The 25,460-nt window shown below is 51.5% G+C and carries 25 protein-coding genes, 5 tRNA genes and 1 other RNA gene; 21 read left to right on the top strand and 10 right to left on the bottom strand.

Features of this window, described 5'->3' with window-relative positions; all coding sequences use genetic code 11:
* Window positions 1–5 precede the first annotated feature (5 nt).
* Window positions 6–1,394 (bottom strand): methylaspartate mutase accessory protein GlmL, encoded by a 1,389-nt coding sequence (gene glmL, locus ACMYSL_RS20065; RefSeq protein WP_182237269.1) that lies wholly within the window; start codon window positions 1,392–1,394, stop codon window positions 6–8.
* A complete protein-coding gene (gene glmS / locus ACMYSL_RS20060; RefSeq protein WP_110276828.1) occupies window positions 1,394–1,843 on the bottom strand; it encodes a methylaspartate mutase subunit S in 450 nt (149 codons plus the stop codon). Before glmS ends, glmL begins: the two co-directional genes overlap by 1 nt.
* 1,225 nt (window positions 1,844–3,068) lie before the next feature.
* Between glmS and cydA the strand changes: the two genes are divergently transcribed.
* From cydA to pnuC, 19 genes are all read left to right on the top strand, one after another.
* Window positions 3,069–4,637 carry a cytochrome ubiquinol oxidase subunit I gene (gene cydA, locus ACMYSL_RS20055; RefSeq protein WP_182240688.1) on the top strand — a complete coding sequence of 523 codons (1,569 nt, stop codon included), beginning with the start codon at window positions 3,069–3,071 and terminating at the stop codon, window positions 4,635–4,637.
* Between the two features lie 15 nt (window positions 4,638–4,652).
* Window positions 4,653–5,792 carry a cytochrome d ubiquinol oxidase subunit II gene (gene cydB / locus ACMYSL_RS20050; protein ID WP_434659722.1) on the top strand — a complete coding sequence of 380 codons (1,140 nt, stop codon included), beginning with the start codon at window positions 4,653–4,655 and terminating at the stop codon, window positions 5,790–5,792.
* Window positions 5,793–5,809: 17 nt separating this feature from the next.
* Window positions 5,810–5,923: a cytochrome bd-I oxidase subunit CydX gene (cydX, locus tag ACMYSL_RS20045; protein ID WP_004100325.1), complete on the top strand. Its 114-nt coding sequence runs from the start codon at window positions 5,810–5,812 to the stop codon at window positions 5,921–5,923.
* A complete protein-coding gene (gene ybgE / locus ACMYSL_RS20040; RefSeq protein ID WP_004100327.1) occupies window positions 5,923–6,213 on the top strand; it encodes a cyd operon protein YbgE in 291 nt (96 codons plus the stop codon). Before cydX ends, ybgE begins: the two co-directional genes overlap by 1 nt.
* A gap of 149 nt (window positions 6,214–6,362) precedes the next feature.
* Window positions 6,363–6,767 (top strand): tol-pal system-associated acyl-CoA thioesterase, encoded by a 405-nt coding sequence (gene ybgC / locus ACMYSL_RS20035; protein WP_110276825.1) that lies wholly within the window; start codon window positions 6,363–6,365, stop codon window positions 6,765–6,767.
* The gene (tolQ, locus tag ACMYSL_RS20030) at window positions 6,764–7,456 is read left to right on the top strand and encodes a Tol-Pal system protein TolQ (protein WP_110276824.1); all 693 of its coding nucleotides are present in this window, start codon (window positions 6,764–6,766) and stop codon (window positions 7,454–7,456) included. Before ybgC ends, tolQ begins: the two co-directional genes overlap by 4 nt.
* 3 nt (window positions 7,457–7,459) lie before the next feature.
* Window positions 7,460–7,888 (top strand): colicin uptake protein TolR, encoded by a 429-nt coding sequence (gene tolR, locus ACMYSL_RS20025; RefSeq protein ID WP_087828655.1) that lies wholly within the window; start codon window positions 7,460–7,462, stop codon window positions 7,886–7,888.
* Between the two features lie 105 nt (window positions 7,889–7,993).
* Window positions 7,994–9,292, top strand: a complete 1,299-nt coding sequence (gene tolA / locus ACMYSL_RS20020) for a cell envelope integrity protein TolA (protein ID WP_434659718.1) — start codon at window positions 7,994–7,996, stop codon at window positions 9,290–9,292.
* Between the two features lie 129 nt (window positions 9,293–9,421).
* Complete coding sequence (gene tolB / locus ACMYSL_RS20015; RefSeq protein WP_110276822.1) at window positions 9,422–10,714, top strand: Tol-Pal system beta propeller repeat protein TolB; 1,293 nt, start codon at window positions 9,422–9,424, stop codon at window positions 10,712–10,714.
* Window positions 10,715–10,748: 34 nt separating this feature from the next.
* On the top strand, window positions 10,749–11,273 hold the full coding sequence (pal, locus tag ACMYSL_RS20010; protein WP_110276821.1) for a peptidoglycan-associated lipoprotein Pal: 525 nt from the start codon (window positions 10,749–10,751) through the stop codon (window positions 11,271–11,273).
* A gap of 9 nt (window positions 11,274–11,282) precedes the next feature.
* Window positions 11,283–12,074: a cell division protein CpoB gene (gene cpoB / locus ACMYSL_RS20005; RefSeq protein ID WP_110276820.1), complete on the top strand. Its 792-nt coding sequence runs from the start codon at window positions 11,283–11,285 to the stop codon at window positions 12,072–12,074.
* 162 nt (window positions 12,075–12,236) lie between these two features.
* A tRNA-Lys gene (locus tag ACMYSL_RS20000) sits at window positions 12,237–12,312 on the top strand.
* Window positions 12,313–12,338: 26 nt separating this feature from the next.
* Window positions 12,339–12,414: transfer RNA gene (locus ACMYSL_RS19995), tRNA-Val, on the top strand.
* Window positions 12,415–12,417: 3 nt separating this feature from the next.
* Window positions 12,418–12,493 (top strand) — tRNA-Lys (locus ACMYSL_RS19990).
* Between the two features lie 46 nt (window positions 12,494–12,539).
* Window positions 12,540–12,615, top strand: a tRNA-Lys gene (locus tag ACMYSL_RS19985).
* A gap of 33 nt (window positions 12,616–12,648) precedes the next feature.
* Window positions 12,649–12,724 (top strand) — tRNA-Lys (locus tag ACMYSL_RS19980).
* A 29-nt stretch (window positions 12,725–12,753) separates the two neighbouring features.
* Window positions 12,754–12,879: non-coding RNA, RtT sRNA (locus ACMYSL_RS19975), on the top strand.
* A gap of 314 nt (window positions 12,880–13,193) precedes the next feature.
* The gene (gene nadA, locus ACMYSL_RS19970) at window positions 13,194–14,237 is read left to right on the top strand and encodes a quinolinate synthase NadA (protein WP_182237273.1); all 1,044 of its coding nucleotides are present in this window, start codon (window positions 13,194–13,196) and stop codon (window positions 14,235–14,237) included.
* Between the two features lie 35 nt (window positions 14,238–14,272).
* Window positions 14,273–14,992 (top strand): nicotinamide riboside transporter PnuC, encoded by a 720-nt coding sequence (gene pnuC, locus ACMYSL_RS19965; protein ID WP_434659715.1) that lies wholly within the window; start codon window positions 14,273–14,275, stop codon window positions 14,990–14,992.
* On the opposite strand, the gene zitB is transcribed toward pnuC, so the two are convergent.
* On the bottom strand, window positions 14,989–15,933 hold the full coding sequence (gene zitB, locus ACMYSL_RS19960) for a CDF family zinc transporter ZitB (protein WP_182237277.1): 945 nt from the start codon (window positions 15,931–15,933) through the stop codon (window positions 14,989–14,991). The genes pnuC and zitB overlap by 4 nt on opposite strands.
* A 117-nt stretch (window positions 15,934–16,050) precedes the next feature.
* A complete protein-coding gene (locus ACMYSL_RS19955) occupies window positions 16,051–16,422 on the bottom strand; it encodes a YbgS-like family protein (protein WP_434659713.1) in 372 nt (123 codons plus the stop codon).
* 315 nt (window positions 16,423–16,737) lie between these two features.
* On the opposite strand from ACMYSL_RS19955, the gene aroG reads away from it, so the two are divergent.
* Window positions 16,738–17,790, top strand: coding sequence for a 3-deoxy-7-phosphoheptulonate synthase AroG (gene aroG / locus ACMYSL_RS19950; protein ID WP_110276815.1), 1,053 nt, complete (start codon window positions 16,738–16,740; stop codon window positions 17,788–17,790).
* Window positions 17,791–17,909: 119 nt separating this feature from the next.
* Here aroG and ACMYSL_RS19945 read toward each other — a convergent pair whose 3' ends face one another.
* The 3 genes from ACMYSL_RS19945 to ACMYSL_RS19935 all read right to left on the bottom strand — a co-directional run bounded on the left by ACMYSL_RS19945 (window position 17,910) and on the right by ACMYSL_RS19935 (window position 21,275).
* Window positions 17,910–18,908: an alpha/beta fold hydrolase gene (locus ACMYSL_RS19945; protein ID WP_434659711.1), complete on the bottom strand. Its 999-nt coding sequence runs from the start codon at window positions 18,906–18,908 to the stop codon at window positions 17,910–17,912.
* Window positions 18,909–19,066: 158 nt separating this feature from the next.
* Entirely contained in the window at window positions 19,067–20,164 is a 1,098-nt protein-coding gene (locus ACMYSL_RS19940; RefSeq protein WP_434659709.1) for an alkene reductase, read from the bottom strand.
* A 70-nt stretch (window positions 20,165–20,234) separates the two neighbouring features.
* On the bottom strand, window positions 20,235–21,275 hold the full coding sequence (locus tag ACMYSL_RS19935; protein WP_434659707.1) for an alpha/beta fold hydrolase: 1,041 nt from the start codon (window positions 21,273–21,275) through the stop codon (window positions 20,235–20,237).
* A gap of 194 nt (window positions 21,276–21,469) precedes the next feature.
* Here ACMYSL_RS19935 and ACMYSL_RS19930 point away from each other — a divergent pair, with 194 nt between their 5' ends.
* Window positions 21,470–22,108, top strand: a complete 639-nt coding sequence (locus tag ACMYSL_RS19930) for a TetR/AcrR family transcriptional regulator (protein WP_434659705.1) — start codon at window positions 21,470–21,472, stop codon at window positions 22,106–22,108.
* An 84-nt stretch (window positions 22,109–22,192) separates the two neighbouring features.
* Here ACMYSL_RS19930 and gpmA read toward each other — a convergent pair whose 3' ends face one another.
* The 3 genes from gpmA to galK all read right to left on the bottom strand — a co-directional run bounded on the left by gpmA (window position 22,193) and on the right by galK (window position 25,459).
* Complete coding sequence (gene gpmA / locus ACMYSL_RS19925) at window positions 22,193–22,945, bottom strand: 2,3-diphosphoglycerate-dependent phosphoglycerate mutase (protein WP_004100351.1); 753 nt, start codon at window positions 22,943–22,945, stop codon at window positions 22,193–22,195.
* Window positions 22,946–23,273: 328 nt separating this feature from the next.
* Window positions 23,274–24,317 carry a galactose-1-epimerase gene (gene galM / locus ACMYSL_RS19920; RefSeq protein WP_434659702.1) on the bottom strand — a complete coding sequence of 348 codons (1,044 nt, stop codon included), beginning with the start codon at window positions 24,315–24,317 and terminating at the stop codon, window positions 23,274–23,276.
* Window positions 24,311–25,459: a galactokinase gene (galK, locus tag ACMYSL_RS19915; protein WP_182237289.1), complete on the bottom strand. Its 1,149-nt coding sequence runs from the start codon at window positions 25,457–25,459 to the stop codon at window positions 24,311–24,313. The genes galM and galK overlap by 7 nt, the downstream gene beginning before the upstream one ends.
* Between the last annotated feature and the right edge of the window lies 1 nt (window position 25,460).

Genomic DNA, 25,460 nt, shown 5'->3' with positions numbered 1-25,460 from the left:
AAATTTTATAGGGTTAAACACTGAATGCTGGTGCGGGCGGCAAGTTCTGGGTAGAGCCTGGCAACGTTTGCCAGTAGAGGAAGCAGGCCTTTAGCATCGCGGTAATATTCAAACTGAGTGGGTAAGAGAATGCGTCTGCCGTCGTCGTCCAGTTCGCGGTATTTCAGCCAGCTATGGATGTCGAACTGGCTGGCGCGGGAGAGCCATCCGCCGGAACCGACGACTTTGCGTACGGTGGTCAGGTCGCGGCCCATCTGTAAATCGACGTTGCCCACGCAGGTGCAAACCTGTTTTTTGGTGCCCGCGTGGCGTTCGCTGGCGTAGCCGACGCACAGTCCGGCGAGCAGGGAGTCGAAGAATGTCTCTTCGGCGCCTTGCGGCAGATAATCGGGATGGGCGACCAGATGGCGCAGATAGCCGTAAAAGGCCTCCTGACGTTCCGGCTGTTGAGCAAAGACCACCTTCACCAGCTCATGGGTGCTTTCACCAACCACCACCGCTGAGACGCGCATTCCGAGATCGCCCTCTACCGTGCGTTTAACAAACGGTTCAGGAACCCCGTGCAGGACGGTATCGGGTGAGAGGGTGTTCGCGCTGGCGGAATAGACATCGGTGGTGGCGCCGCCCATGTCGATCAGCATGAACTCTTTCCATGCGCTGTCGTAGTCGCTGATGGCTTTGACCAGCTCATAAACGGTCCACGGGGTCGGCATCGGCTCTTCACCGGTTTCACCGACGATCACGTCCAGCCCTTTACCTTTGACGATACGCGACAAGAACACATCGCAAATTGCTTTGCGGGCAGCGTAAGGATTTGGGTGATCGAGGTCGGGCAGAATGTTGTCCACCGTGGTCAGATCTTTATGCCCCAGGATAGCCTGCACGTCGTCCTGAATATCACGATTTCCGGCGTAGATAATGGCGCAGTCGAGCGTTGACTCTGCCAGCGCATGGGCATTGGCCAGGCCGTAGCTCTCTTCGCCGCCGTCCGTTCCGCCGGTAAATAGCAGGATATCCGGCGGCGAGGCCTCCAGCGACTCGATATCGTGGCGGTTGAGTTTATACGAGTAGTACTGGGCGATTTTCGCCCCCGCCGAGTGGGCGGTCACCTTTGCCGATTCCAGGGTGATGGATGGCACCAGCCCCATGGCAGCGACGGCAAGACCGCCTTTTGCCGACGAGGAATACTTTAGCGTCACTTCACCGCTATTGAGCAGGGGACGAGCATCGGCAACGTTTAGCACCTGATTCAGGCTGGCAAAAAAACCGTCTGCCAGATGATGCGTAGTGGTCGGGGTCAGAACGTGGTTAACCAGCGTTAATGCATCTCCCTCCTTCGCGAAGAGGGCTGCTTTGGTCCACGTCGAGCCGATATCGACAGAGACGGTCTGCATCAGATAGCCTCTTCCAGGCAGCGCTGCTCGACGCCGTGGCGCTGATTTATGTCATTGGCCATGAGCTGGCAGACATCTTCAAGATCGTGGCTTGGAGCGAAGACGCGGTTAAAGCCCATCTCTTTGAATTTGGCTTCAATATCGGCAAAATCGTGTTTGCCGACGACCAGATTACCGCCGACGAAGAGGAGAATGTCGCCAATACCGCGTTCGATGCAGCGTTCGCGCAGTCCCAGGCAGTCGATATCGCCGTGACCGTAAATGGATGACACGACAATGGCGTCAGCACCGGTTTCGATGGCGGCATCAATATATTCATCCTGGCTTACCATCACCCCCAGATTGATTACGCGAAAATCATGGCCAGTAAAAACGCGGTCCAGAACTTTATTACCTACTGCATGGCAGTCAGCACCAATGACGCCAATAACAAGTGTTGATTTCTTCATGGGTAATCCTCTGTAGGGCTGATGGTCTAAAATAAAAACGACTTTTAATATTTAGCAGCGTTGATTCCGGCTGCCTGTTAATAGGGCTGGAGTGTCTGTGGTTAGTAGGGGGGAAGCAATTGATCTATTTTCAGAATATCTTTCGAAAAACTCTCGTTTTTGATTTTTGTTTTTAAAGTCATTAAATATCATATAGTTATATTTTTATTTTTACACCGAGGTATTGTTGCTTAGTGTGGGTCTAATAAATGCGTTGTGATGTTTGTGAGCAAGGTCTTATTTTGTTTTTAGTTAATTGGTCTTTTTTTTAATAAGTAAGGGATACAATTCTTTAAATTGTTTTGTGAGCCGCATAACGGAATTTAGACAGTCGTTTATATATACAAAAATCAAATTGTTAGATTAAAGATAAAAAATGGCGATATGTGATTTTTATATTTCATTTTTGTTGGCGAGTACGAAGAGGGCGTAAATCGACCCGATGAACATCGTCAGGGGGAAAAGGGCGCTTTGTCGATAGCGAGGCTGGGGAAGTCGTTCTGACTGCAGAGGAGGGGACTGTTATGCAGTGCATTTACTTGAGAATGAGATAGTTACGCAGGTGTGTTAATTAAAGGTAAAATCAATGATAAATAAAATAAGTAAAAAATATAGGGTGCTGACTTGATAAAAAAAATCTGTGAGCTACACGTCATTATCAGTTTATGGCTCAGTTTTGACTGCTATTCTTCCGCTCATTAAATTCCGCTCCGGGATTAAATAAATCGACTATCATTTTCAGTAACCGATGATACTGTTGTAAAACATATCGTTAACCTTGGATTTACTAGAGGTGAACAAGATAAACATAATTAACATTTAAAATGAAAATTGATTTAAATCAATGTTTAAAACTTGGAAAAGAATATGAAATGGAGTTAAATTGTCGCGGATCAAATTGACCGAAAACCGGTATTTTCGCTATAAATTGATCGCCGTCGAAAACTGCAAATTTATCTCAATAAAAACCTATTTATTGTAAGGGTTTTGCGGCGTAATATAATCACGGGATCAATTTGGGTGTTTTGTTAACATGTTTGTAACTTTTCACGACTACCGTTTCCTGATTCCTGGCGAAACGGCGGTGGCGATAAGACGCAAATAAATTTGTGTATTGGGGCATGCGTGTGACCCTTTCTAACGGGGTTCACTCTCGGAGTCTTCATGCGATGAGCAAGGAGTCATGATGTTAGATATAGTCGAACTGTCGCGCTTACAGTTTGCCTTGACCGCGATGTACCACTTCCTTTTTGTGCCACTGACGCTCGGTATGGCGTTCCTGCTGGCCATTATGGAAACGGTCTACGTCCTTTCCGGCAAACAGATTTATAAAGATATGACCAAATTCTGGGGCAAGTTGTTTGGTATCAACTTCGCTTTGGGTGTGGCAACCGGTCTGACCATGGAGTTCCAGTTCGGGACTAACTGGTCTTACTACTCTCACTATGTGGGCGATATCTTCGGTGCGCCGCTGGCCATTGAAGGTCTGATGGCCTTCTTCCTCGAATCTACCTTTGTAGGTCTGTTCTTCTTCGGTTGGGATCGTCTGGGCAAAGTTCAGCACATGGCGGTGACCTGGCTGGTGGCGCTGGGTTCCAACCTGTCAGCACTGTGGATCCTTGTTGCTAACGGCTGGATGCAGAACCCGATTGCGTCGGACTTCAACTTTGAAACCATGCGTATGGAAATGGTCAGCTTCTCTGAGCTGGTCCTGAACCCTGTCGCTCAGGTTAAGTTTGTCCACACCGTTGCTTCTGGCTACGTTTGCGGCGCGATGTTCGTCCTCGGCATCAGCTCCTACTATATGCTGCGCGGCCGTGACTTCGCTTTTGCTAAGCGTTCCTTCGCTATCGCTGCCAGCTTCGGTATGGCGGCTATCCTTTCCGTTATCGTTCTCGGTGATGAATCCGGTTACGAAATGGGCGACGTGCAGAAAACCAAACTCGCGGCTATCGAAGCTGAGTGGGAAACGCAGCCGGCTCCGGCTTCCTTTACCCTGTTTGGTATTCCCGATCAGGATGCGCAGGAAAACCACTTCGCGATTCAAATCCCTTACGCGTTGGGCATCATTGCCACTCGCTCCGTGGATAAACAGGTTACCGGCCTGAAAGACCTGATGATTCAGCACGAAGAGCGTATCCGTAACGGGATGAAAGCTTACTCGCTGCTGGAACAGCTGCGCGCTGGCTCAACCGACCAAACCGTTCGCGATCGGTTTAACGATGTTAAGAAAGATCTTGGTTATGGTCTGCTGCTGAAACGCTATACCGAAAACGTCGCTGACGCGACGGAAGAGCAGATTGCTAAGGCGACCAAAGACTCCATTCCTGCTGTTGCGCCGCTCTATTTTGCCTTCCGTATCATGGTGGCATGCGGCATCCTGATGCTGGCGATCATTGCGGTTTCCTTCTGGACGGTTATCCGTAACCAGATAGGCGAGAAAAAATGGCTGCTGCGCATCGCGCTGTATTCCATTCCTCTGCCGTGGATTGCTATCGAATCCGGTTGGTTCGTGGCGGAATATGGCCGTCAGCCGTGGGCGATAGGTGAGGTGCTACCAACGGCCGTCGCTAACTCGTCGCTGACCGCGGGCGATCTGATCTTCTCGATGCTGCTGATTTGTGGTCTGTATACCCTGTTCCTGGTGGCGGAGCTGTACCTGATGTTCAAATTCGCGCGCCGTGGCCCAAGCAGCCTGAAAACCGGTCGTTACCACTTTGAGCAGTCTTCCGCGACTACTCAGCCGGCACGCTAAGACAGGAGTCGTCAAATGATCGATTATGAAGTATTGCGTTTTATCTGGTGGCTGCTGATTGGTGTACTGCTGATTGGTTTTGCTGTCGCCGATGGCTTCGACATGGGGGTGGGCATGCTCACCCGTTTCCTCGGTCGTAACGACACCGAGCGTCGAATTATGATTAACTCCATTGCCCCGCACTGGGATGGAAACCAGGTATGGCTGATCACCGCGGGTGGCGCGCTGTTTGCTGCCTGGCCGGCGGTTTATGCTGCTGCGTTCTCCGGCTTCTACGTGGCAATGGTGCTGGTGCTGGCGTCTTTATTTTTCCGTCCGGTTGGTTTCGACTACCGTTCGAAGATTGAAGACACCCGCTGGCGTAACATGTGGGACTGGGGAATTTTCATCGGTAGCTTCGTGCCGCCGCTGGTGATTGGCGTGGCTTTCGGTAACCTGCTGCAGGGCGTTCCGTTCCATATGGACGAATATATGCGCCTGTACTACACCGGTAACTTCTTCCAACTGCTGAACCCGTTTGGTCTGCTGGCCGGTATTGTTAGCGTGGCGATGATCCTGACCCAGGGCGCAACCTATCTGCAAATGCGTACCGTCGGTGAACTGCACCTGCGCACTCGCTCCATTTCTACGATTGCGGCGCTGGTGACGTTGGTTTGCTTCGCGCTGGCGGGTGTTTGGGTTTACTACGGTATCGATGGCTATGTGGTGAAGTCCGTCATGGATCATACTGCCCCATCTAACCCGCTGACCAAAGAAGTGGCGCGTGAAGCTGGTGCCTGGATGGTGAACTTTAACAATATGCCAGCGCTGTGGGCGATTCCTGTCCTGGGCGTGGTGCTGCCGCTGCTGACCGTCATCTCGACGAAAGCAGATAAAGGCGCCTGGGCGTTCCTGTTCTCTTCCCTGACGCTGGCTTGCATCATCCTGACCGCTGGTATTGCGATGTTCCCGTTCGTCATGCCATCAAGCACTATGATGAACGTTAGCCTGACCATGTGGGATGCGACTTCCAGCCAGATGACGCTGAACCTGATGACTTACGTGGCGATTGTGTTTGTACCGATTATTCTGGCTTACACCACCTGGTGTTACTGGAAAATGTTCGGACGCATCACTCGTGAAGACATTGAAAAGAACACCCACTCGCTGTACTAAGGTAAGGAGCTATATATATGTGGTATTTCGCATGGATTTTAGGAACGCTTCTTGCTTGTGCCTTTGGAGTGATTACCGCGTTGGCGCTTGAGCACGTGGAAGCTACCAAAGCAGGTAAAGAAGAACACTGATGAGTATTATCGCTACTCTGTATGCGATAATGGACAAGCGCCCGTTAAGGGCGCTTTCCTTATTGATGGCGCTGGCGTTAGCTGGCTGTATCTTCTGGGATCCGTCGCGCTTTGCGGCGAAAACCAGCGAGCTGGAAATCTGGCATGGTTTCCTGCTGATGTGGGCGGTTTGTACCGGCGTTATCCACGGCGTGGGTTTTCGTCCGCGTGCTATTCACTGGCAGGGAATTTTTTGTCCACTCATCGCTGATATTGTGCTCGTTTTGGGCCTGTTCTTTTTCTTCTTTTGAATAAGAAATCTCTGTTAATCATATGGGCTTGCATAAGCCCATAAAAATTTACTCGTCGTTTACTTTCCCCCATTCCAAACCACGATTCCCGCGCGTATAGTAGCGAAGTTTGAAAGCACTAATCTTTTGTTGCATTACCGGGATGTAAAGTGAATACAACGCTGTTTCGATGGCCGGTTCGGGTCTATTACGAAGACACCGACGCCGGTGGTGTGGTTTACCACGCCAGCTACGTCGCTTTTTATGAAAGAGCACGCACAGAGATGCTGCGCCACCATCACTTCAGTCAGCAGGTTTTGCTGGCTGAACGAGTTGCCTTCGTGGTTCGCAAAATGACTCTGGAGTATTTTGCGCCCGCCAGACTCGACGACATGCTCGAAATCCAGACGGAAATAACCTCGATGCGAGGCACCTCTTTGGTTTTCACGCAGCGAATCGTCAACGCCGAGAACGTCGTTTTAAATGAAGCTGAGGTTCTTATCGTGTGCGTTGATCCACTCTTAATGAAGCCTCGTGCGCTTCCCAAGTCTATTGTCGCGGAGTTTAAGCAGTGACTGACATGAATATCCTTGATTTGTTCCTGAAGGCGAGCCTTCTGGTTAAACTTATCATGTTGATTTTGATTGGTTTTTCTATCGCTTCCTGGGCCATTATTATTCAGAGAACGCGTATACTCAATTCGGCATCGCGTGAAGCTGAGGCGTTTGAAGATAAATTCTGGTCCGGTATTGAGCTTTCTCGCCTGTATCAGGAGAGCCAGGGCCGTCGCGATAATCTGAGCGGTTCGGAACAAATCTTCTACAGTGGTTTCAAAGAATTTGCCCGGTTACATCGTGCCAATAGCCATGCGCCAGAGGCGGTCGTTGAGGGGGCATCGCGAGCCATGCGCATTTCCATGAACCGCGAACTGGAAACGCTGGAAACGCATATTCCTTTCCTCGGGACGGTGGGTTCCATCAGCCCGTATATTGGTCTGTTTGGTACCGTATGGGGGATCATGCATGCCTTTATCGCGCTGGGCGCGGTAAAACAAGCCACGCTGCAAATGGTGGCACCGGGTATCGCCGAAGCGCTGATCGCTACGGCAATCGGCCTGTTTGCCGCTATTCCTGCGGTTATGGCCTATAACCGTCTGAACCAGCGAGTGAACAAACTTGAACTGAACTACGACAACTTTATGGAAGAGTTCACCGCCATTCTGCACCGTCAGGCGTTTACCAGCAGCGAAAGCAATAAGGGGTAAGCCATGGCCAGAGCACGTGGACGCGGACGTCGCGAACTGAAGTCCGAGATCAACATCGTTCCGCTGCTGGATGTCCTGTTGGTGCTGTTGCTGATCTTTATGGCGACAGCGCCGATCATTACGCAAAGCGTAGAGGTCGACCTGCCGGACGCAACGGAATCGCAAGCGGTGAAAAGCAACGACGATCCACCGGTGATTGTTGAAGTTTCCGGAGTAGGGCAGTACAGCGTGAAAGTGGGCCCGGAAACGCTGTCGCAGCTGCCGCCGGAACAGGTTATTGCCGAAGCCAGACGCCGACTTGAGGCGAATGAGAAAACGGTATTCCTGATCGGTGGCGCCAAAGAGGTGCCTTACGATGAAATTATTAAAGCGCTTAACCTGTTGCATAGCGCAGGGGTTAAATCGGTTGGCTTGATGACCAAGCCGATCTAATCGCTCGAGATATGTGCGCCCGCCAGAATGTTGGCTATGAGCTGAAATCAGCTCGTAGCCATGCAGATATAGCGGGCACAGGCGAACAGTTTTTGGGAACCGATAGTGTCAAAGGCAACCGAACAAAACGACAAGCTTAAACGAGCGATCATAGTTTCAGTCGCGCTGCACATCGTATTGATAGCGCTGCTGATCTGGAGTTCGTTTGATGAGCATCTGGATGCTTCAGCCGGCGGTGGCGGCGGTTCTTCTATTGATGCAGTAATGGTCGATCCGGGAGCGGTTGTGAATAATTACAACCGCCAACAGCAACAGCAGGCCAGCGCCCGTCGCGCCGCCGAGCAGCGGGAAAAGCAGGCTCAGCAGCAGGCGGAAGAGCTACGTGAAAAACAGGCCGCCGAGCAGGAAAGGCTGAAACAACTGGAACAAGATCGACTGCAGGCGCAGGAAGCGGCTAAAGAAGCGAAAGAACAACAGAAACAGGCCGAACAGGCTGCAGCAGAAGCTGCTGCAGCGGCGAAGGCCAAAGCGGACGCCCAGGCGAAAGAGGCGCAGGAAACGGCTGCTAAAGCCGCTGCTGACGCCAAAGCGAAGGCCGACGCTCAGGCTAAAGTCGCCGAAGCTGCTGCAGCAAAAGCGGCGGCTGATGCGAAGAAACAGGCAGAAGCGGAAGCCGCGAAAGCGGCCGCGGACGCACAGAAGAAAGCCGAAGCCGATGCGGCGAAGAAAGCTCAGCAGCAGGCAGAGAAGAAAGCTCAACAGGAAGCGGCTAAACAGGCAGCTGCTGAGAAAGCCGCTGCAGATAAAGCCGCGGAAAAAGCTGCCGCCCAGAAAGCTGCTGCTGATAAAGCGGCAGCCGATAAAGCCGCCGCAGCGGAAAAAGCCGCAGCCGAGAAAGCAGCAGCAGCCAAAGCTGCCGCTGCAGAAAAGGCCGCAGCGGATAAAGCCGCTAAAGCTGCTGCTGCTAAGGCCGCAGCCGCGAAGAAAGCTGCTGCAGCCAAAGAGGCAAGTGGTGTTGACGACCTGCTCGGAGACCTGAGCTCAGGTAAGAATGCGCCGAAAGCGGGTGGTGGAGCGAAAGGTAATAGTCAGCCTTCAAAAGACACAGGGACCTCTGGGGCAAACGGTGGTGATAGCGGCGCAGAAATAAGCGCTTATGCTAAGCAAATTCAGATAGCTATCCAGCGCCGTCTGTACGATGCGAGCCTTTATCAGGGCAAGCGGTGTGTTTTGCATATCAACCTTGCTCCTGATGGTACTTTAAAAGGCATAACGTCTGAGGGGGGCGATCCTGCGCTTTGCCAGGCTGCATTGACGGCGGCTAAAACTGCGACTATTCCTAAACCGCCTAGTCAGGCTGTTTATGAAAAAATAAAAAATGCCACACTGGACTTTAAACTGTAGCGATCTTCCCCGTTCAGGCGGGGAAAAACAAACTTCGGTAGTCCCAGGGTTTTGGTAGTTTTGTGTATTTGAGTTTGTTAACATTCTGCTAAATTATCGTGGGCTTTCCGCCTGGATAAGGGAGATATGATGAAGCAGGCATTACGAGTAGCATTTGGTTTTTTAATACTGTGGGCGGCAGTGCTGCACGCAGAAGTACGTATCGAGATCACCCAAGGGGTCGACTCGGCACGGCCAATTGGCGTTGTGCCGTTCCAGTGGGCGGGGCAGGGTGCTGCGCCGGAAGATATCGGTGGTATCGTAGCGGCTGACCTGCGTAACAGCGGTAAGTTTAATCCGCTCGATCGTTCGCGTTTGCCTCAGCAGCCGGGTAGCGCTCAGGAAGTGCAGCCTGCGGCATGGTCTGCGCTCGGTGTTGACGCCGTGGTCGTTGGCCAGGTTACGCAAAACCCGGACGGTTCTTATAACGTCGCTTACCAGCTGGTGGATACCGGCGGTGCGCCGGGTACCGTGCTTGCTCAGAACTCATTTAAAGTCACTAAACAGTATCTGCGCTATGCCGCACACGCTGCTAGTGATGCGGTATTTGAGAAGCTGACCGGTATTAAGGGCGCCTTCCGTACCCGCATCGCTTACGTTGTGCAGACCAACGGCGGTCAGTTCCCGTATGAGCTGCGCGTATCTGACTACGATGGCTACAACCAGTTCCTCGTCCACCGTTCAACCCAGCCGCTGATGTCTCCGGCCTGGTCTCCGGACGGCGCGAAACTGGCTTATGTGACCTTTGAAAGCGGTCGCTCTGCGCTGGTCGTTCAGACTCTGGCTAACGGCTCTGTGCGTCAGATTGCTTCGTTCCCGCAGCACAACGGCGCGCCGTCGTTCTCTCCGGATGGCAGCAAACTGGCCTTCGCCCTGTCGAAAACCGGTAGCCTGAACCTGTACGTGATGGATCTGGGTTCTGGTCAGATGCGTCAGGTCACCAACGGTCGTAGCAACAACACCGAACCAACCTGGTTCCCGGATAGTCAAAACTTGGCCTTCACTTCTGACCAGGCCGGTCGTCCGCAGGTGTATAAAGTCAATATTAATGGCGGCACGCCGCAGCGTATTACCTGGGAAGGTTCACAAAACCAGGACGCAGACGTGAGCGCAGATGGTAAAACTATGGTAATGGTTAGCTCGGCCGGTGGTCAGCAGCACATTGCTAAGCAAGATCTGGAAGCGGGTGGTGTGCAGGTTCTGTCATCAACGTTTTTAGATGAAACGCCAAGTCTGGCACCAAACGGCACTATGGTAATCTACAGCTCTTCTCAGGGGATGGGATCCGTACTGAATTTGGTTTCTACAGATGGGCGTTTCAAAGCGCGTCTTCCGGCAACTGATGGACAGGTAAAATCACCTGCCTGGTCGCCGTATCTGTGATAATAAATAATTGATTATTAAAGGAATCAAAGAAATGCAACTGAACAAAGTGCTGAAAGGGCTGATGATCGCTCTGCCGGTTATGGCAATCGCGGCGTGTTCTTCTAACAAGAACGCAAGCAACGACCAGAGCGGTGAAGGCATGCTGGGTGCCGGCACTGGTATGGACGGTAACGCGAACGGCGGCAACATGTCTTCCGAAGAGCAGGCTCGTCTGCAGATGCAACAGCTGCAGCAGAACAATATCGTTTACTTCGATCTGGACAAATACGATATCCGTTCTGACTTCGCTGCAATGCTGGACGCGCACGCTAACTTCCTGCGTAGCAACCCATCCTATAAAGTGACTGTAGAAGGTCATGCGGATGAGCGTGGTACTCCGGAGTATAACATCGCTCTGGGTGAGCGTCGTGCTAACGCCGTTAAGATGTATCTGCAGGGCAAAGGTGTTTCTGCTGACCAGATCTCCATCGTTTCTTACGGTAAAGAAAAACCTGCAGTACTGGGCCACGACGAAGCGGCTTACGCCAAAAACCGTCGCGCCGTACTGGTTTACTAAGAGAATTGCATGAGCAGTAACTTCAGACATCATCTGTTGAGTCTGTCGTTACTGGTTGGCATAGCGGCCCCCTGGGCCGCTTTTGCTCAGGCGCCAATCAGTAGTGTCGGCTCAGGCTCGGTCGAAGACCGCGTCACTCAACTCGAGCGTATTTCTAATGCTCACAGCCAGCTTTTAACCCAACTCCAGCAACAACTCTCTGATAATCAGTCTGATATTGATTCCCTGCGTGGTCAAATTCAGGAAAGTCAGTATCAGCTAAATCAGGTTGTTGAGCGCCAGAAGCAGATTTTGCTGCAGATCGATGGTCTGAGCAGCGGATCAGGTGCAACAGGAGCACAGACGCAGACATCTGCGGGCGATCAGGGGGCTGCGGCCACCACGACTGCGCCAGCGGCTTCGTCAGGCGCTCCGGCGCAGACGGGCGATGCGAACACGGATTACAATGCGGCTATCGCCCTGGTTAAGGATTCTTCTCGCCAGGACGATGCCCTTGCGGCATTTCAGAACTTCGTCAAAAAGTACCCTGATTCAACTTATCAGCCGAATGCCAACTACTGGCTCGGTCAGTTGAATTACAACAAGGGTAAAAAAGACGATGCAGCGTATTATTTCGCTTCTGTGGTGAAAAACTACCCAAAATCCCCGAAGGCACCCGATGCGATGTTTAAAGTCGGCGTGATCATGCAGGACAAAGGTGACACGGCAAAAGCGAAGGCAGTTTACCAGCAGGTGGTCAGTAAATTTCCTGGCACCGATGGGGCAAAACAAGCGCAAAAACGCCTTAACGCTCTCGGATGATTATGGCATGACCAGAAATTGCGTTATTTCTGGTCTTGTCGCATGAATCCTAAGCAGTTAAGTGATCTTTATCTAAATTTTTGTTGCGCTGAATTCTGAAATCAGTAATATATGCCGCCGTTGCCAAGGGATATCGAATAAGCCCAAAGCGACAAAAATAGTGGGTCGTTAGCTCAGTTGGTAGAGCAGTTGACTTTTAATCAATTGGTCGCAGGTTCGAATCCTGCACGACCCACCACTAAAAGATGTATCCAGCGCAGTATCGGGTGATTAGCTCAGCTGGGAGAGCACCTCCCTTACAAGGAGGGGGTCGGCGGTTCGATCCCGTCATCACCCACCACTCGGGTCGTTAGCTCAGTTGGTAGAGCAGTTGACTTTTAATCAATTGGTCGCAGGTTCGAATCCTGCACGACCCACCAATTTCGATTGGTGACGAGTGAAGAAAGATTCAGGAAGTACCCGAGCGGGTCGTTAGCTCAGTTGGTAGAGCAGTTGACTTTTAATCAATTGGTCGCAGGTTCGAATCCTGCACGACCCACCATCCTGAATACTTCAAGCAGTAAAATCCCGCAAGGGGTCGTTAGCTCAGTTGGTAGAGCAGTTGACTTTTAATCAATTGGTCGCAGGTTCGAATCCTGCACGACCCACCAATGTAAAAAAGCGCCCTAAAGGCGCTTTTTTGCTATCTGCGATATACAAGATTCGAACCTGCAGCAGGTTCGAGTCGAACGAAGAGAGACAACGGAGCCGTCTGCGGCGACGGCCCGAAGGGCGAGCGAAGCGAGTCATCCTGCACGACCCACCAATGTAAAAAAGCGCCCTAAAGGCGCTTTTTTGCTATCTGCCATTCCTCAAAAATTATAACCATCCACAATACCTTAATGCTGCGCCATTCCACCGTCGCGCTGTGCTTACCGTGGCTACAATTGGCACAGGCCAGTAGCCCGGACAGATGCGAAGAATCGCCTCCGGGAAATGCTGTCTGGTGAACAAATTCCTCACGACATTTTCTGTACAATCGGCTATCTTGTTTAGCATATAAAACACCATAACCGTTTGAAGACCATTGATGGGCATATTAACGGTCTTTGAGTTAAGCCAGTAAAACGAGACTGCAAGATGAGCGTAATGTTTAACCCGGAATCGGCGATTTATCCTTTTCCTCCGAAGCCAATGCCGTTAAACCGCGATGAGAAGCATTTTTATCGTGAAAAAATAAAACGTCTGCTTCGCGAGCGCGATGCGGTGATGGTTGCCCACTACTACACCGACCCGGAAATTCAGCAACTGGCCGAAGAAACCGGCGGCTGTATCTCCGACTCCCTGGAGATGGCGCGCTTCGGCGCTCGCCATTCCGCCTCAACGCTATTGGTTGCTGGCGTGCGCTTTATGGGTGAAACGGCAAAAATCCTCAGCCCGGAAAAAACCATCCTGATGCCCACGTTGCATGCGGAATGTTCGCTTGATCTGGGCTGCCCGATTGAGGAATTTAACGCGTTCTGCGACGCCCACCCGGATCGCACCGTGGTGGTTTATGCCAATACTTCAGCGGCGGTGAAAGCGCGCGCTGATTGGGTTGTCACCTCCAGTATCGCCGTGGAACTCATTGAGCATCTGGATAGCATGGGTGAAAAAATCATCTGGGCGCCGGATCGCCATTTAGGCAGCTACGTACAAAAACAGACCGGTGCCGATGTTCTGTGCTGGCAAGGTGCCTGTATTGTTCATGATGAATTCAAAACTCAAGCGCTGGCAAGAATGAAGGCGCTTTACCCAAATGCCGCTGTACTTGTCCATCCGGAATCACCGCAATCGATTGTCGATATGGCCGACGCCGTGGGTTCTACAAGTCAGTTAATCAACGCGGCTAAAACGCTGCCGCACAAGCAGCTGATTGTGGCGACCGACCGAGGTATTTTCTACAAAATGCAGCAGGAGGTACCGGAAAAAGAGCTGCTGGAAGCGCCGACGGCGGGCGAAGGGGCAACCTGTCGCAGTTGTGCACACTGCCCGTGGATGGCGATGAATGGCCTGAAAGCGATTGCTGAAGGGCTGGAGCGGGGAGGAGTCGAACATGAAATTCATGTTGATGAGAAACTGCGTACCGGCGCGTTAGTTCCGCTGAACAGAATGCTCGATTTTGCGGCTACACTTCGGGGATAACTCATTACCGCGTCACAGCACGCTCTGGGGATAAGATGGATTTTTTTAGTACGCAGAACATATTAGTGCACATACCCATTGGCGCCGGGGGATATGATTTATCGTGGATTGAAGCAGTTGGCACCGTTGCAGGCCTGCTATGCATCTGGTTGGCAAGCCTGGAGAAGATCAGCAACTATGCGTTTGGGCTGATCAACGTCACTCTGTTTGCCATTATTTTCTTCCAGATTCAGCTCTATGCCAGCCTGTTGTTGCAGATATTTTTCTTCGCCGCCAACGTTTACGGCTGGTATGCCTGGTCACGGCAAACCAGCGATAATCAGGCGGAGCTGCAAATACGCTGGCTACCGCTGCCTAAAGCGCTGGGTTGGCTGGCGGCCTGTGTGGTCGCTATTGGCTTAATGACGGTGTTTATCAACCCGGTCTTTGCCTTCCTGACGCGCATTGCCGTTGTGCTTATGCAAACGCTGGGGTTGCAGGTGGCGATGCCGGAGCTGCAGCCCGACGCGTTCCCATTCTGGGACTCGTGCATGATGGTGTTGTCGATTGCGGCGATGATTCTGATGACGCGTAAATATGTTGAGAACTGGCTGCTGTGGGTGATTATCAACGTCATTAGCGTGGTTATTTTCGCGCTCCAGGGCGTATATGCGATGTCGCTCGAATATCTGCTTCTGACCTTTATCGCGCTCAACGGCAGCCGGATGTGGATTAACAGCGCGCGTGAGCGCGGTTCTCACGCGTTTTCTCGTTAGTGATGGTGATGATGTTCATGCCCGGCGTGCGACATGTTCAGACGGCATTCCGGGCCGCTACAGGGCTGATACTCCATCTGCACCGTAACGTGTTCAATCGCATATTTGTGCTGTAAGAAATGCAGAATCCGCTCCAGCAGGCCGTCGTGATCGTGCGGCGGCACTACCTGAACATGCAGCGTCATCACCGTTTTCTCACCCACCAGCCAGGCATGAACATGATGAACGTCGCGCACTTCCGGTATTGAGCGGCGTAAGTCGCGCTTGAGTGCATCGACATCAAGCGAACGCGGCGCACCTTCCAGAAGTTCATTGATACTCTCCTGAAGCAAACGCCAGGCGCTACGCAAAACCAAACACGAAACCAGCACGGAGAGAATCGGGTCGATTGGCGTCCAGCCGGTGGTAAGAATCACTATTGCGGCGATTATCGCTCCGACGGAACCGAGTAAATCCCCCAGTACGTGCAGAGCGGCGGCCCGCACGTTGAGGTTACGTTCCTCACCGCCGCGATGCAGGATCCAGAATGCCAGGATATTGGCCAACAACCCGGCAACGGCGATGATCATCATCGTTTTACCGGCAACCGGTTGAGGATGATGAAAGCGCTGGATGGCCTCCCAGACGATCAGGATGGTAATCACCACCAGGGCTATTGCGTTGAGAAATGCCGCCAGCGTGGTCAGCCGTAGCCAGCCAAAGGTGTGGCGCGTATTCGGCGGACGGCGGGCAAAGTGAACGGCTAAAAAAGCGAATAGCAAAGCTGCCGCGTCGGTAAGCATATGCCCGGCATCGGCCAGCAGTGCCAATGAGCCTGAGAGCAGTCCGCCAGCGACTTCAACCAGCATGAATCCGGCGGTTATACAGAACGCCAGCAGCAGGCGGCGAGCATTATTATCTTCAGGTTGTTGAGCAGGAGTATGCGAGTGTGAGTGCCCCATGGCGCCATCCCTACGTTATTATTTTCCCTATTACTTTAAGACAACATCGCGCTCTTAGTTTAACAAAATGCAAAAGGAGAGCCTGAGCTCTCCTCAATTATCAACATCACACGACGATTACTGGGTGGTGCCGTCAGTTTTACTGGCATCATCCTGGCCGACTTTTTTATCGGTATCCGGACAACGACCATCTTTACACATCGAGTTTTTATGCACTTCATCGCTCGACATGCCGTCATGGTTCATGTTTGAGCCATTGGGGTGGAGCATTGTGCCGCCGGTATTGCCGGAACCAGTATTAATGTTGCCGTTGTCCACATTGTTAGGCGCGACGTTCTCGCGTGCGTCAGGTGCGACCTGTCCGGCATCGGCTGCCGAGTTGGCCTGTCCGTTATTAGATTGCGCGCCAGTATCGGCGGCAAGAACCGCGCCGCTGGCCAGGCTCAGGGTTGCTGCGAGGAGAAGGCTGGTGAGTTTGTTCGTTTTCATTAGATGCTCCTGTTATGGTCGATTTGTCGGATAACGCTTCCAACAGTGCATTTATCAGAGGCTTAGCTCGCGATGGTTAAAGGCTCGGTATCAGCGAACGGCATTAATATATAATGCTGAATGCTAAAGAAAATTAAGTTCTAACAGTTAAAAATTGTAGTTTATGGCCATCATTCCGCTACTTTATGGTCGAATTTAGCCTAATTCCAGGAGTATTCTGTCGGTGCTGTAAAATCACGTTTACACTTTTTGACTGAAGAGATAGATTGGAGGGATTGCATTTAACTAGATAAGTATGGCAACGCTGGAAATAAGATGAATTATCAGAACGATGACTTACGCATTAAAGAGATCAACGAATTATTACCTCCCGTTGCGCTCCTGGAGAAATTCCCTGCTACCGAAAATGCGGCTAATACCGTTGCGCATGCTCGCAAAGCGATCCATCAGATCCTGAAAGGTAATGACGATCGCCTGCTGGTGGTGATTGGTCCGTGTTCCATTCACGATCCGGCGGCGGCGAAAGAGTATGCTGAACGTCTGCTTAAGCTTCGTGAAGAGCTGAAGGGTGAGCTAGAAATTGTGATGCGCGTTTATTTTGAAAAACCGCGTACCACCGTGGGCTGGAAAGGGCTGATTAACGATCCGCATATGGATAACAGCTTCCGCATCAATGATGGTTTGCGTATTGCACGTAAGCTGCTGCTGGATATCAACGACAGCGGGCTGCCTGCTGCCGGGGAATTCCTCGATATGATCACCCCGCAGTATCTTGCCGATCTGATGAGCTGGGGAGCGATTGGCGCGCGTACCACCGAGTCACAGGTGCATCGTGAGCTCTCTTCCGGCCTCTCTTGCCCGGTGGGCTTTAAAAACGGCACCGACGGGACGATTAAAGTCGCGATTGACGCGATTAATGCTGCCGGCGCGCCGCACTGCTTCCTGTCGGTGACCAAGTGGGGTCATTCGGCTATTGTGAACACCAGCGGTAACAGCGATTGCCATATCATCCTGCGCGGCGGTAAAGAGCCGAACTATAGCGCACAGCACGTCGCTGAAGTGAAGGTTGGGCTGGCGAAAGCAGGGCTTCCTGCTCAGATCATGATCGATTTCAGCCATGCCAACTCCAGCAAGCAGTTTAAAAAGCAGATGGATGTCGGCGTGGACGTTTGTCAGCAGGTTGCCGGCGGCGAACAGTCGATTATGGGCGTGATGATTGAAAGCCACCTGGTGGAAGGTAATCAGAACCTCGAAAGCGGCGAGCCGCTGACCTACGGCAAAAGTATTACCGATGCCTGTATTGGCTGGGAAGATACCGATGTTATCCTGCGTCAACTGGCAGATGCGGTAAAAGCGCGTCGCGGCTAGCTGTCTTATTCATTGAAAAACCGGCTTTTTAGCCGGTTTTTTTATATCAGATGTCATCCAACAGGCTCTAGCTCAGAAGGGTATTTTCCAGGCCCGCGAACGCTCCGATAGAAATATCTTCAAGGTAGCAACCCTTTTAACAATGCCTGGTGAAAACGTTTGGGATCCTGTATTTGCGGTGCATGTCCCATATCGTCAAACTCAACTAAAGTGGCATGAGGGATCTTCATGGCTGCTTCTTTACCTAATACCGCATAGCGGCCAAGATGTTTTCTTATCTCTGGCGGTGCGGCATCTTTGCCAATGGCGGTGTTATCCTGAGTTCCGATGAGCAGCATCACCGGCATCGTCAGTTTTTCAAATTCATAGATAACCGGCTGGGTATAAATCATGTCATAGAGCAATGCGGAGTTCCATGCGACCCGTTGCTTACCCGGACCGTTGTTTAGCCCGGCAAGCATGTTCACCCAGCGTTCATATTCTGGCTTCCACTCTCCAACGTAATAAGTGTTTTTCTCATACTGGCGAATGCTATTTTCACTGGTTTTTAGCTCACGTTGGTACCATTGATCCACCGACTGATAAGGTACGCCCCGTGCTTTCCAGTCTTCCAGGCCAATAGGGTTAACCATGACGAGTTGTTCAACCTGCTGAGGCCACATCAGGGCAAAACGCGTGGCCAGCATACCGCCAGTGGAGTGTCCTATTGCCGTAACCCGCTCGATATTGAGCTGTTTCAACAGGGCATGAGTATTATTGGCTAATTGTTGGAATGAGTACTGGTAATTCAGGGGCTTAGTTGACTTGCAAAAGCCTATTTGATCCGGTGCGACGACACGATATCCGTCATTTGCCAGCACTCTAATGGTGGTTTCCCATGTCCCTGCACAAAAGTTTTTGCCGTGCATCAGCACTACGGTGTGACCGTTGGGCTTTGGCGGCTGAATATCCAGATAGGCCATATCGAGTTGCTGGTTTTGTGAGGTGAAGGTGAAGTGTTTGACTGGCCAGGCGTAATCAAACCCCTCTAGCTGAGCACCATAAGAAGGAGAATCGGAAGCTGCCACTGGTGCGGAGAGGGCAAGCAATATTGAAAGGAACAATCGACGAGAAGGCATAGATGCGCTCCATTAGCGACGGAAACTACCACGTGGCCTGCGGCAGTAAGATTAAAATATGACGAAGACTGCTGCGCGAGTTGATGCGATGAGCTGAGTGATTCGGACTGCCGCAGCCTGTCACTGCGGCGTCAGTCCGGCTATTGCTCCGGTAACAACTACTCGTTATAAACGGGATAGTCGGTGTACCCCACGTCATTCCCACCGTAAAAGAACTCTTTTTTTGCCGGGCTCATCGGTTGATTGTTCCAGGCGCGTGCGACAAAGTCGGGATTGGCGATAAAGGGCTGGCCAAAAGCAACGGCATCTGCAAGCCTTTGCTGCAAGAGTAATTCCGCGCTTTGCGCAGAATATCCGCCGCAATAGATTAATTTGTTGTGGAACGCCTCCCGGAGTTGCTGACGGAAACCCGCTGGATAAGGCTGCCCTCCAGCCCATTCCCACTCTGCTACGTGCAGATAGGCAATATTTCGTTTTTGCAGCTCATGAGCAACGTACAGCGTGATATCCTGCCGCGGTTCATTGTCCATACCATTGATATTACACCATGGGGAAATGCGTACACCAACGCGCTCTGCTCCGACATTTTTGATAACAGCATCAACGGTTTCCAGCAGAAAACGGGCGCGATTTTCCACTGAGCCACCATATTGATCATCACGATGATTAACGCCTGCCGCCAGAAATTGATCAAACAGGTATCCATTAGCAGCATGAATTTCGATGAAATCGAAATTTGCTGAAAACGCGTTTATCGCCGCGTTAACAAATTCCTGCTGTACCTGCTTAATATCGTCTGATGACATGGCTTTGGGCATGTCTGCAGGCACCATTGCGCCCACTCCATCCTCGTCAACAGCGTAAACCGAGGCTTTAGCCTGTATCGCGCTGGGAGCTAACGGAGACTTGCCATTTGGCAGCAGCATATGATGCGACATTCGCCCCACATGCCACAGCTGAGCTGCAATCAACCCATTTTGCTCATGAACAGAGTCCGTGACTTGCTTCCAGCCATTGATTTGTGCTGCGGAGTAGATGCCCGGAGTAAATGAGTAGCCTTTACCCTGTTCAGAAACTTGCGTGCCTTCGGTAATAATAAGACCCGCAGAGGCTCTCTGCGCATAGTATCTGGCGTTCATTGCTGATGGCACATCCCCTGGTTGCTGAGCCCTTGAACGGGTCATTGGTGCCATCACTATTCGGTTTTTGAGCACAGAATTGCCTATTTTCAGTGTTGAAAATAATTGATTGGACATACAGCCTCGCGAATTCTATCAGAAAGTAGAAAGCTTAATTTATTCAGAAGAGTAAAGTGGTTTCATTAATTTACTCAAATAAAAACTGTGACAGCTCCTGGGTGACGCCTGTTGGATTTTCTTCAACCATCCAGTGGCCGGTATCAGGAAGTATGACACCTTTAAAGTTTTGCTGATCTTTTACAAAGCGGCTGCTCATCTCTTTAACTAATATGTCATTTACGCCTTTTTCACCCGTCAACGCCATTGAGGGAATCGATAATGTTTTTCCTTCGACAAGAAGTTGCTCGTTTTGGGCCACAGACTTAGCATGGGATTTGTAGTAGCCAAATGCAGCATGCAATTTTTCACGTGTTGAATAGGGTTCGATAAGTTCACTCAGTAATTCAGGGGTAAAAATATCCTTTTTACCTGCATAGGTTTTTATAAAATAGGAGAAGAAAAGTGAGGGATCGTTGGCGATTTGCTTCTCAGCGATATCACCAAAGCTAAAGTAGCCAAAATGCCAGCCCAGACCAGGCCCCGATGGGGTATAGCCAGCATATTCGAACATAGATTTATCAGGAATGGGCGAGTCCATAAAAACGACTTTCTTAATGTAGCCTTGGTTATTGGCAACCAAAGGATAGGACGCTGAGTTTCCGAGGTCGTGGCTGACAAACAGTATTGGGTCATCACCGACAATTTTTTTAATGGCGGCCAGCAGGATATTTGAAACGTTTTGTGCGGAATAATCCTCATTGTTTATCGGTGAGGATTGACCCAGGCCTGGCAAATCAATAGCAACGACCTTATGCCCGGATTTAAATTTTTCCATCACGGGTTCCCACATTTTCCATGTGGAACCAAAGCCGTGAATAAAGATTATCGGTGTGCCGCTGTTACCACCTTCAACGTAGTGCAGACGAATACCATCAACTTCAATAAATTTACTTTCCAGGCCCTCGCTATAAGCGTATTGCCCGTGCTGTTCAGATTTGACAAGATCAAATTTCTGTTGCGATACAGCAGGGGGAGTATCAATAGATTTAAGGTTTGGGTCGTATTCAGCATGGGCAGAATTGACAAACGCAAAAATCATTGTCGCAAGTAAGGTTGCTTTTACTTTCATGATGTATATCTCTTATTTAACTATATTTAGATCCGTCATGGCGAAAAATGACAGGCAGGTGACTCGCTAGAATTCAGATTTTTAAAGCACCGCAATGCGGTATTGATCTTCTGTTGTTTATGTATCGATCAGTATATAATTGGTTCAGGTAGAGTCAAGCCATTTATGTATCGATCAGTATGAAATAGAATATTATGACAACAAAAAATGCAGTAACTCGTGGAAGACCAAGGGATTTTGATCGCAACATAGCGCTCGAAAAAGCGCTGGAAACGTTTTGGCAGTACGGCTATGAAGCCTCAAGTCTGGCATTATTGAAAGCGGCAATGGGAATTAATTCACCCAGTCTTTATGCGGCATTTGGTAGCAAAAATGCCCTTTTTACCGAGGCCGTCACTTTTTACCTTGCTAAATACGGCGCATACCGGGAAAAAGCATTACAAAGCTCAAAGAGCGCGCGGGAAGGGATTGCCGCTCTCTTTGAACAGACTCTGACGCAGTTTTTTGCCGATGAGCGCCATAAAGGGTGTTTTGTCGTGCTGGCTGCGCTTTTAGGCTCGCAGGACAGCGCCCCTATACGGTCAATGTTGAATGAGGAGCGCCGGAGAACATCTCTGCTATTTGAACGCCGGTTGATGGAAGAACAGACGGCGGGAGATTCTGCTGCCCGGCAGCAAGTCCATATACTGGCTGAATATTTTACGACCGTACTTTTTGGTTTATCAATTCAGGTCAGAGATGGCGTGACGGAGCAGGAGGCGAGAGCCGTGGTGAATCTGGCACTTTCAGTATTGAAGGGAAACGATGAGAAAACGGTCAGTGCGCAGCTTTAATCATGGGCTCAGATGGCGCTTTGCGGGGCGGATTTTTTGCTGGCAGTGAAAGTACCGGATAGCCTGAGCTATCCGGTAAATTAATTACTTGGCTTTACCCTGGTTCGCAACGGCAGCGGCTTTCGCGGCGATTTCGTCGGCGTTCCCCAGATAGTAATGTTTGATAGGTTTGAAGTTTTCGTCGAACTCATACACCAGCGGTACGCCAGTCGGGATGTTCAGTTCGAGGATCTCGGCTTCGCCCATGTTGTCGAGGTACTTCACCAGCGCACGCAGGGAGTTACCATGAGCGGCGATAATTACGCGCTCACCGCTTTTCAGACGCGGCAGAATGGTTTCGTTCCAGTAAGGCACAACGCGGTCGATAGTCAGCGCCAGGCTTTCGGTAGTTGGCAGTTCTGCATCGGTCAGTTTTGCGTAACGCGGATCGTGGCCCGGATAGCGCTCATCGTCTTTGGTCAGCTCCGGCGGCGTTACCGCAAAGCCACGACGCCACTGCTTAACCTGCTCGTCACCGTATTTTTCAGCGGTTTCTGCTTTGTTCAGACCCTGCAGTGCACCGTAATGACGCTCGTTCAGTTTCCAGGATTTCTCAACCGGCAGCCAGGCCTGATCCAGCTCATCCAGTACGTTCCACAGGGTGTGGATGGCACGTTTCAGCACAGAGGTATAAGCAAAATCGAAGCTGAAGCCTTCTTCTTTCAGCAGCTTACCGGCTGCTTTTGCTTCACCAACGCCTTTTTCAGACAGGTCAACGTCATACCAACCGGTGAAACGGTTTTCGTTGTTCCATTGGCTTTCGCCGTGACGAACGAGTACCAGCTTAGTTACAGCCATTCTCTTACTCCTCAATACACGTCATCCTTCGCGCCGCCTCATTGTTGGCTGCTTTCACTCACCCTGGTCACATAGTTAACTATGCTCCCAGAGATTCGTTCATTTGCCGCCTTGATGCGACCCGAATGCTGTAGTGTATATATTTATTGATTGATAACTATTCTCATTATATTGCTGTGATTTACCTCACGGCAATGCTTATCCCTAACCATAGCGAAAATAGTGGCTCAGTGTAAGATGCTTGTAAAATTGAGGTTATGTTTTTGTCTGTAAGTGGCGTATTTTTCAGCGAAAGGATAAAAAAGCCCTCCATCAGGAGGGCTTGGGATTATTTCGCAATAAACTGATATTCCGTCAGGCTGACGTACTCTTCGCCGGGGCGTAGAACGCAATCCGGCTGCGGCCATTCCGGATGGTTCGGCGAATCCGGCAGGAACTCGCTCTCCAGCGCCAGACCTTGCCAGTCATCGTACGGTTGCGCCGTACGTGACGGCGTGCCGCCCAGATAGTTGCCGGAGTAGAATTGCAGAGCCGGAGCGGAGGTATAGACCGTCATCTGCAGTTTTTCATCCTGCGACCAGACGTGAGCCGCCGGGCTGTTGGCATCGCCCAGCGCCTGAAGCAGGAACGCGTGGTCGTAGCCTTTCACTTTTTGCTGGTCTTCGTCGCGCAGGAAATCATCTGCCAGCACCTTCGGCGTGCGGAAATCGAAGCTGGTCAGGGTAACGTTTTGCAGATCGCCCCCCGGAATGCCATCGCTCTCTACCGGCAAATAAACATCAGCGAAAATCTGCAGCCTGTGGTTGCGCACGTCGCTCTGCACGCCATCGAGGTTGAAATAGACGTGGTTGGTCAGATTCACCGGGCAGGGCTGGTCAACGGTGGCGCGATATTCGATGGAGATCCGATTATCGTCGGTCAGGCGATAGTGCGCCGTTGCCGTCAGATTACCGGGGAATCCCTGATCGCCATCGTTAGATGAGAGTGAAAATAGCGCGTGGCGAGCATCAGCGCTGACAATCTGCCAGCGGCGCTTATCAAAACCATCTGGCCCGCCGTGCAGCTGATGGCCCGCTTCGTTGGACGGGGTCAGATTGACGGTGCAACCATCCAGCGTAAAGCGGCTGTTAGCGATGCGGTTAGCGTAACGACCGACAGAGGCACCGAGATAGGCGGCCTGGCGCGTATAGTCGCCAGGGGTCGCGCAGCCGAGCAGCGCTTCGCGCACGCTGCCGTCAGCCAGCGTCACTTGTGCGGATAGCAGCGTGGCGCCCCAATCCATGACGGTGACCGTCATCCCCGCGTCGTTACGCAGGGTGAGGAGATTCCACGGCTGGCCGTCCGGCGCCAGCTCTATTGTTTGGTTTAGCATTGTCCAGCTCCCTGAGACGGTTTGCACACGTAGAACGTTTCTTTGATACCGGTTTTTGCTTCGTACTCTTTGGCAACGGCCTGCTGCACGGTATCGACCAGATCTTCCGGGATCAGCGCCACAATACAGCCGCCGAAACCGCCGCCGGTCATACGTACGCCGCCTTTGTCGCCGATGGTCGCCTTGACGATGTCCACCAGGGTATCGATCTGCGGAACGGTGATTTCAAAATCATCGCGCATTGAAGCGTGAGATTCCGCCATCAGTTCGCCCATCCGCTGCAGATCGCCTTTTTCCAGCGCCACTGCGGCTTCTACGGTACGGGCGTTCTCGGTCAGGACGTGGCGAACGCGTTTGGCGACGACCGGGTCAAGCTCGTGGGCAACGGCGCTGAACTCTTCCAGGGTCACATCGCGCAGAGCGGGCTGCTGGAAGAAGCGAGCGCCGGTTTCGCACTGTTCGCGGCGGGTGTTGTATTCGCTGCCGACCAGGGTACGTTTAAAGTTACTGTTGATAATCACCACCGCGACGCCTTTCGGCATCGAGACTGCTTTAGTCCCTAAGGAGCGGCAGTCGATCAGCAGCGCGTGGTCTTTTTTACCGAGTGCGGAGATGAGCTGGTCCATGATGCCGCAGTTGCAGCCAACAAACTGGTTTTCCGCTTCCTGACCGTTCAGCGCAATCTGCGCGCCGTCTAGCGGCAGGTGATAGAGCTGCTGGAACACGGTGCCGACGGCAACTTCCAGTGAAGCCGAGGAGCTTAATCCTGCGCCCTGCGGTACGTTGCCGCTGATGACCAGGTCCGCGCCGCCGAAGTTGTTATTCCGCTGCTGGAGATGCTTCACCACGCCGCGAACATAGTTCGACCACTGCTGGGTATCGTGGCGGGTAATCTGCGAATCCAGAGAGAATTCATCGGTCTGATTGTCGTAATCGGCGGCAATCACCCGCACGGTACGATCGTCGCGCGGCGAGCAACTGATGACCGTCTGGTAATCAATTGCGCAAGGCAGCACGAATCCATCGTTATAGTCGGTATGTTCGCCGATCAGGTTAACGCGGCCAGGGGCCTGGATAACGTGGCTGGCTGGATAGCCAAACTTTTCAGCAAACAGGGCTTGGGTTTTCTCTTTCAGACTCATG

This window comes from Klebsiella sp. MISC125, from assembly GCF_051131775.1.
Lineage (GTDB): Bacteria > Pseudomonadota > Gammaproteobacteria > Enterobacterales > Enterobacteriaceae > Klebsiella.
The sequence above is the reverse complement of the archived record's forward strand: the minus strand, read 5'-3'. Positions and strand labels throughout refer to the sequence as shown.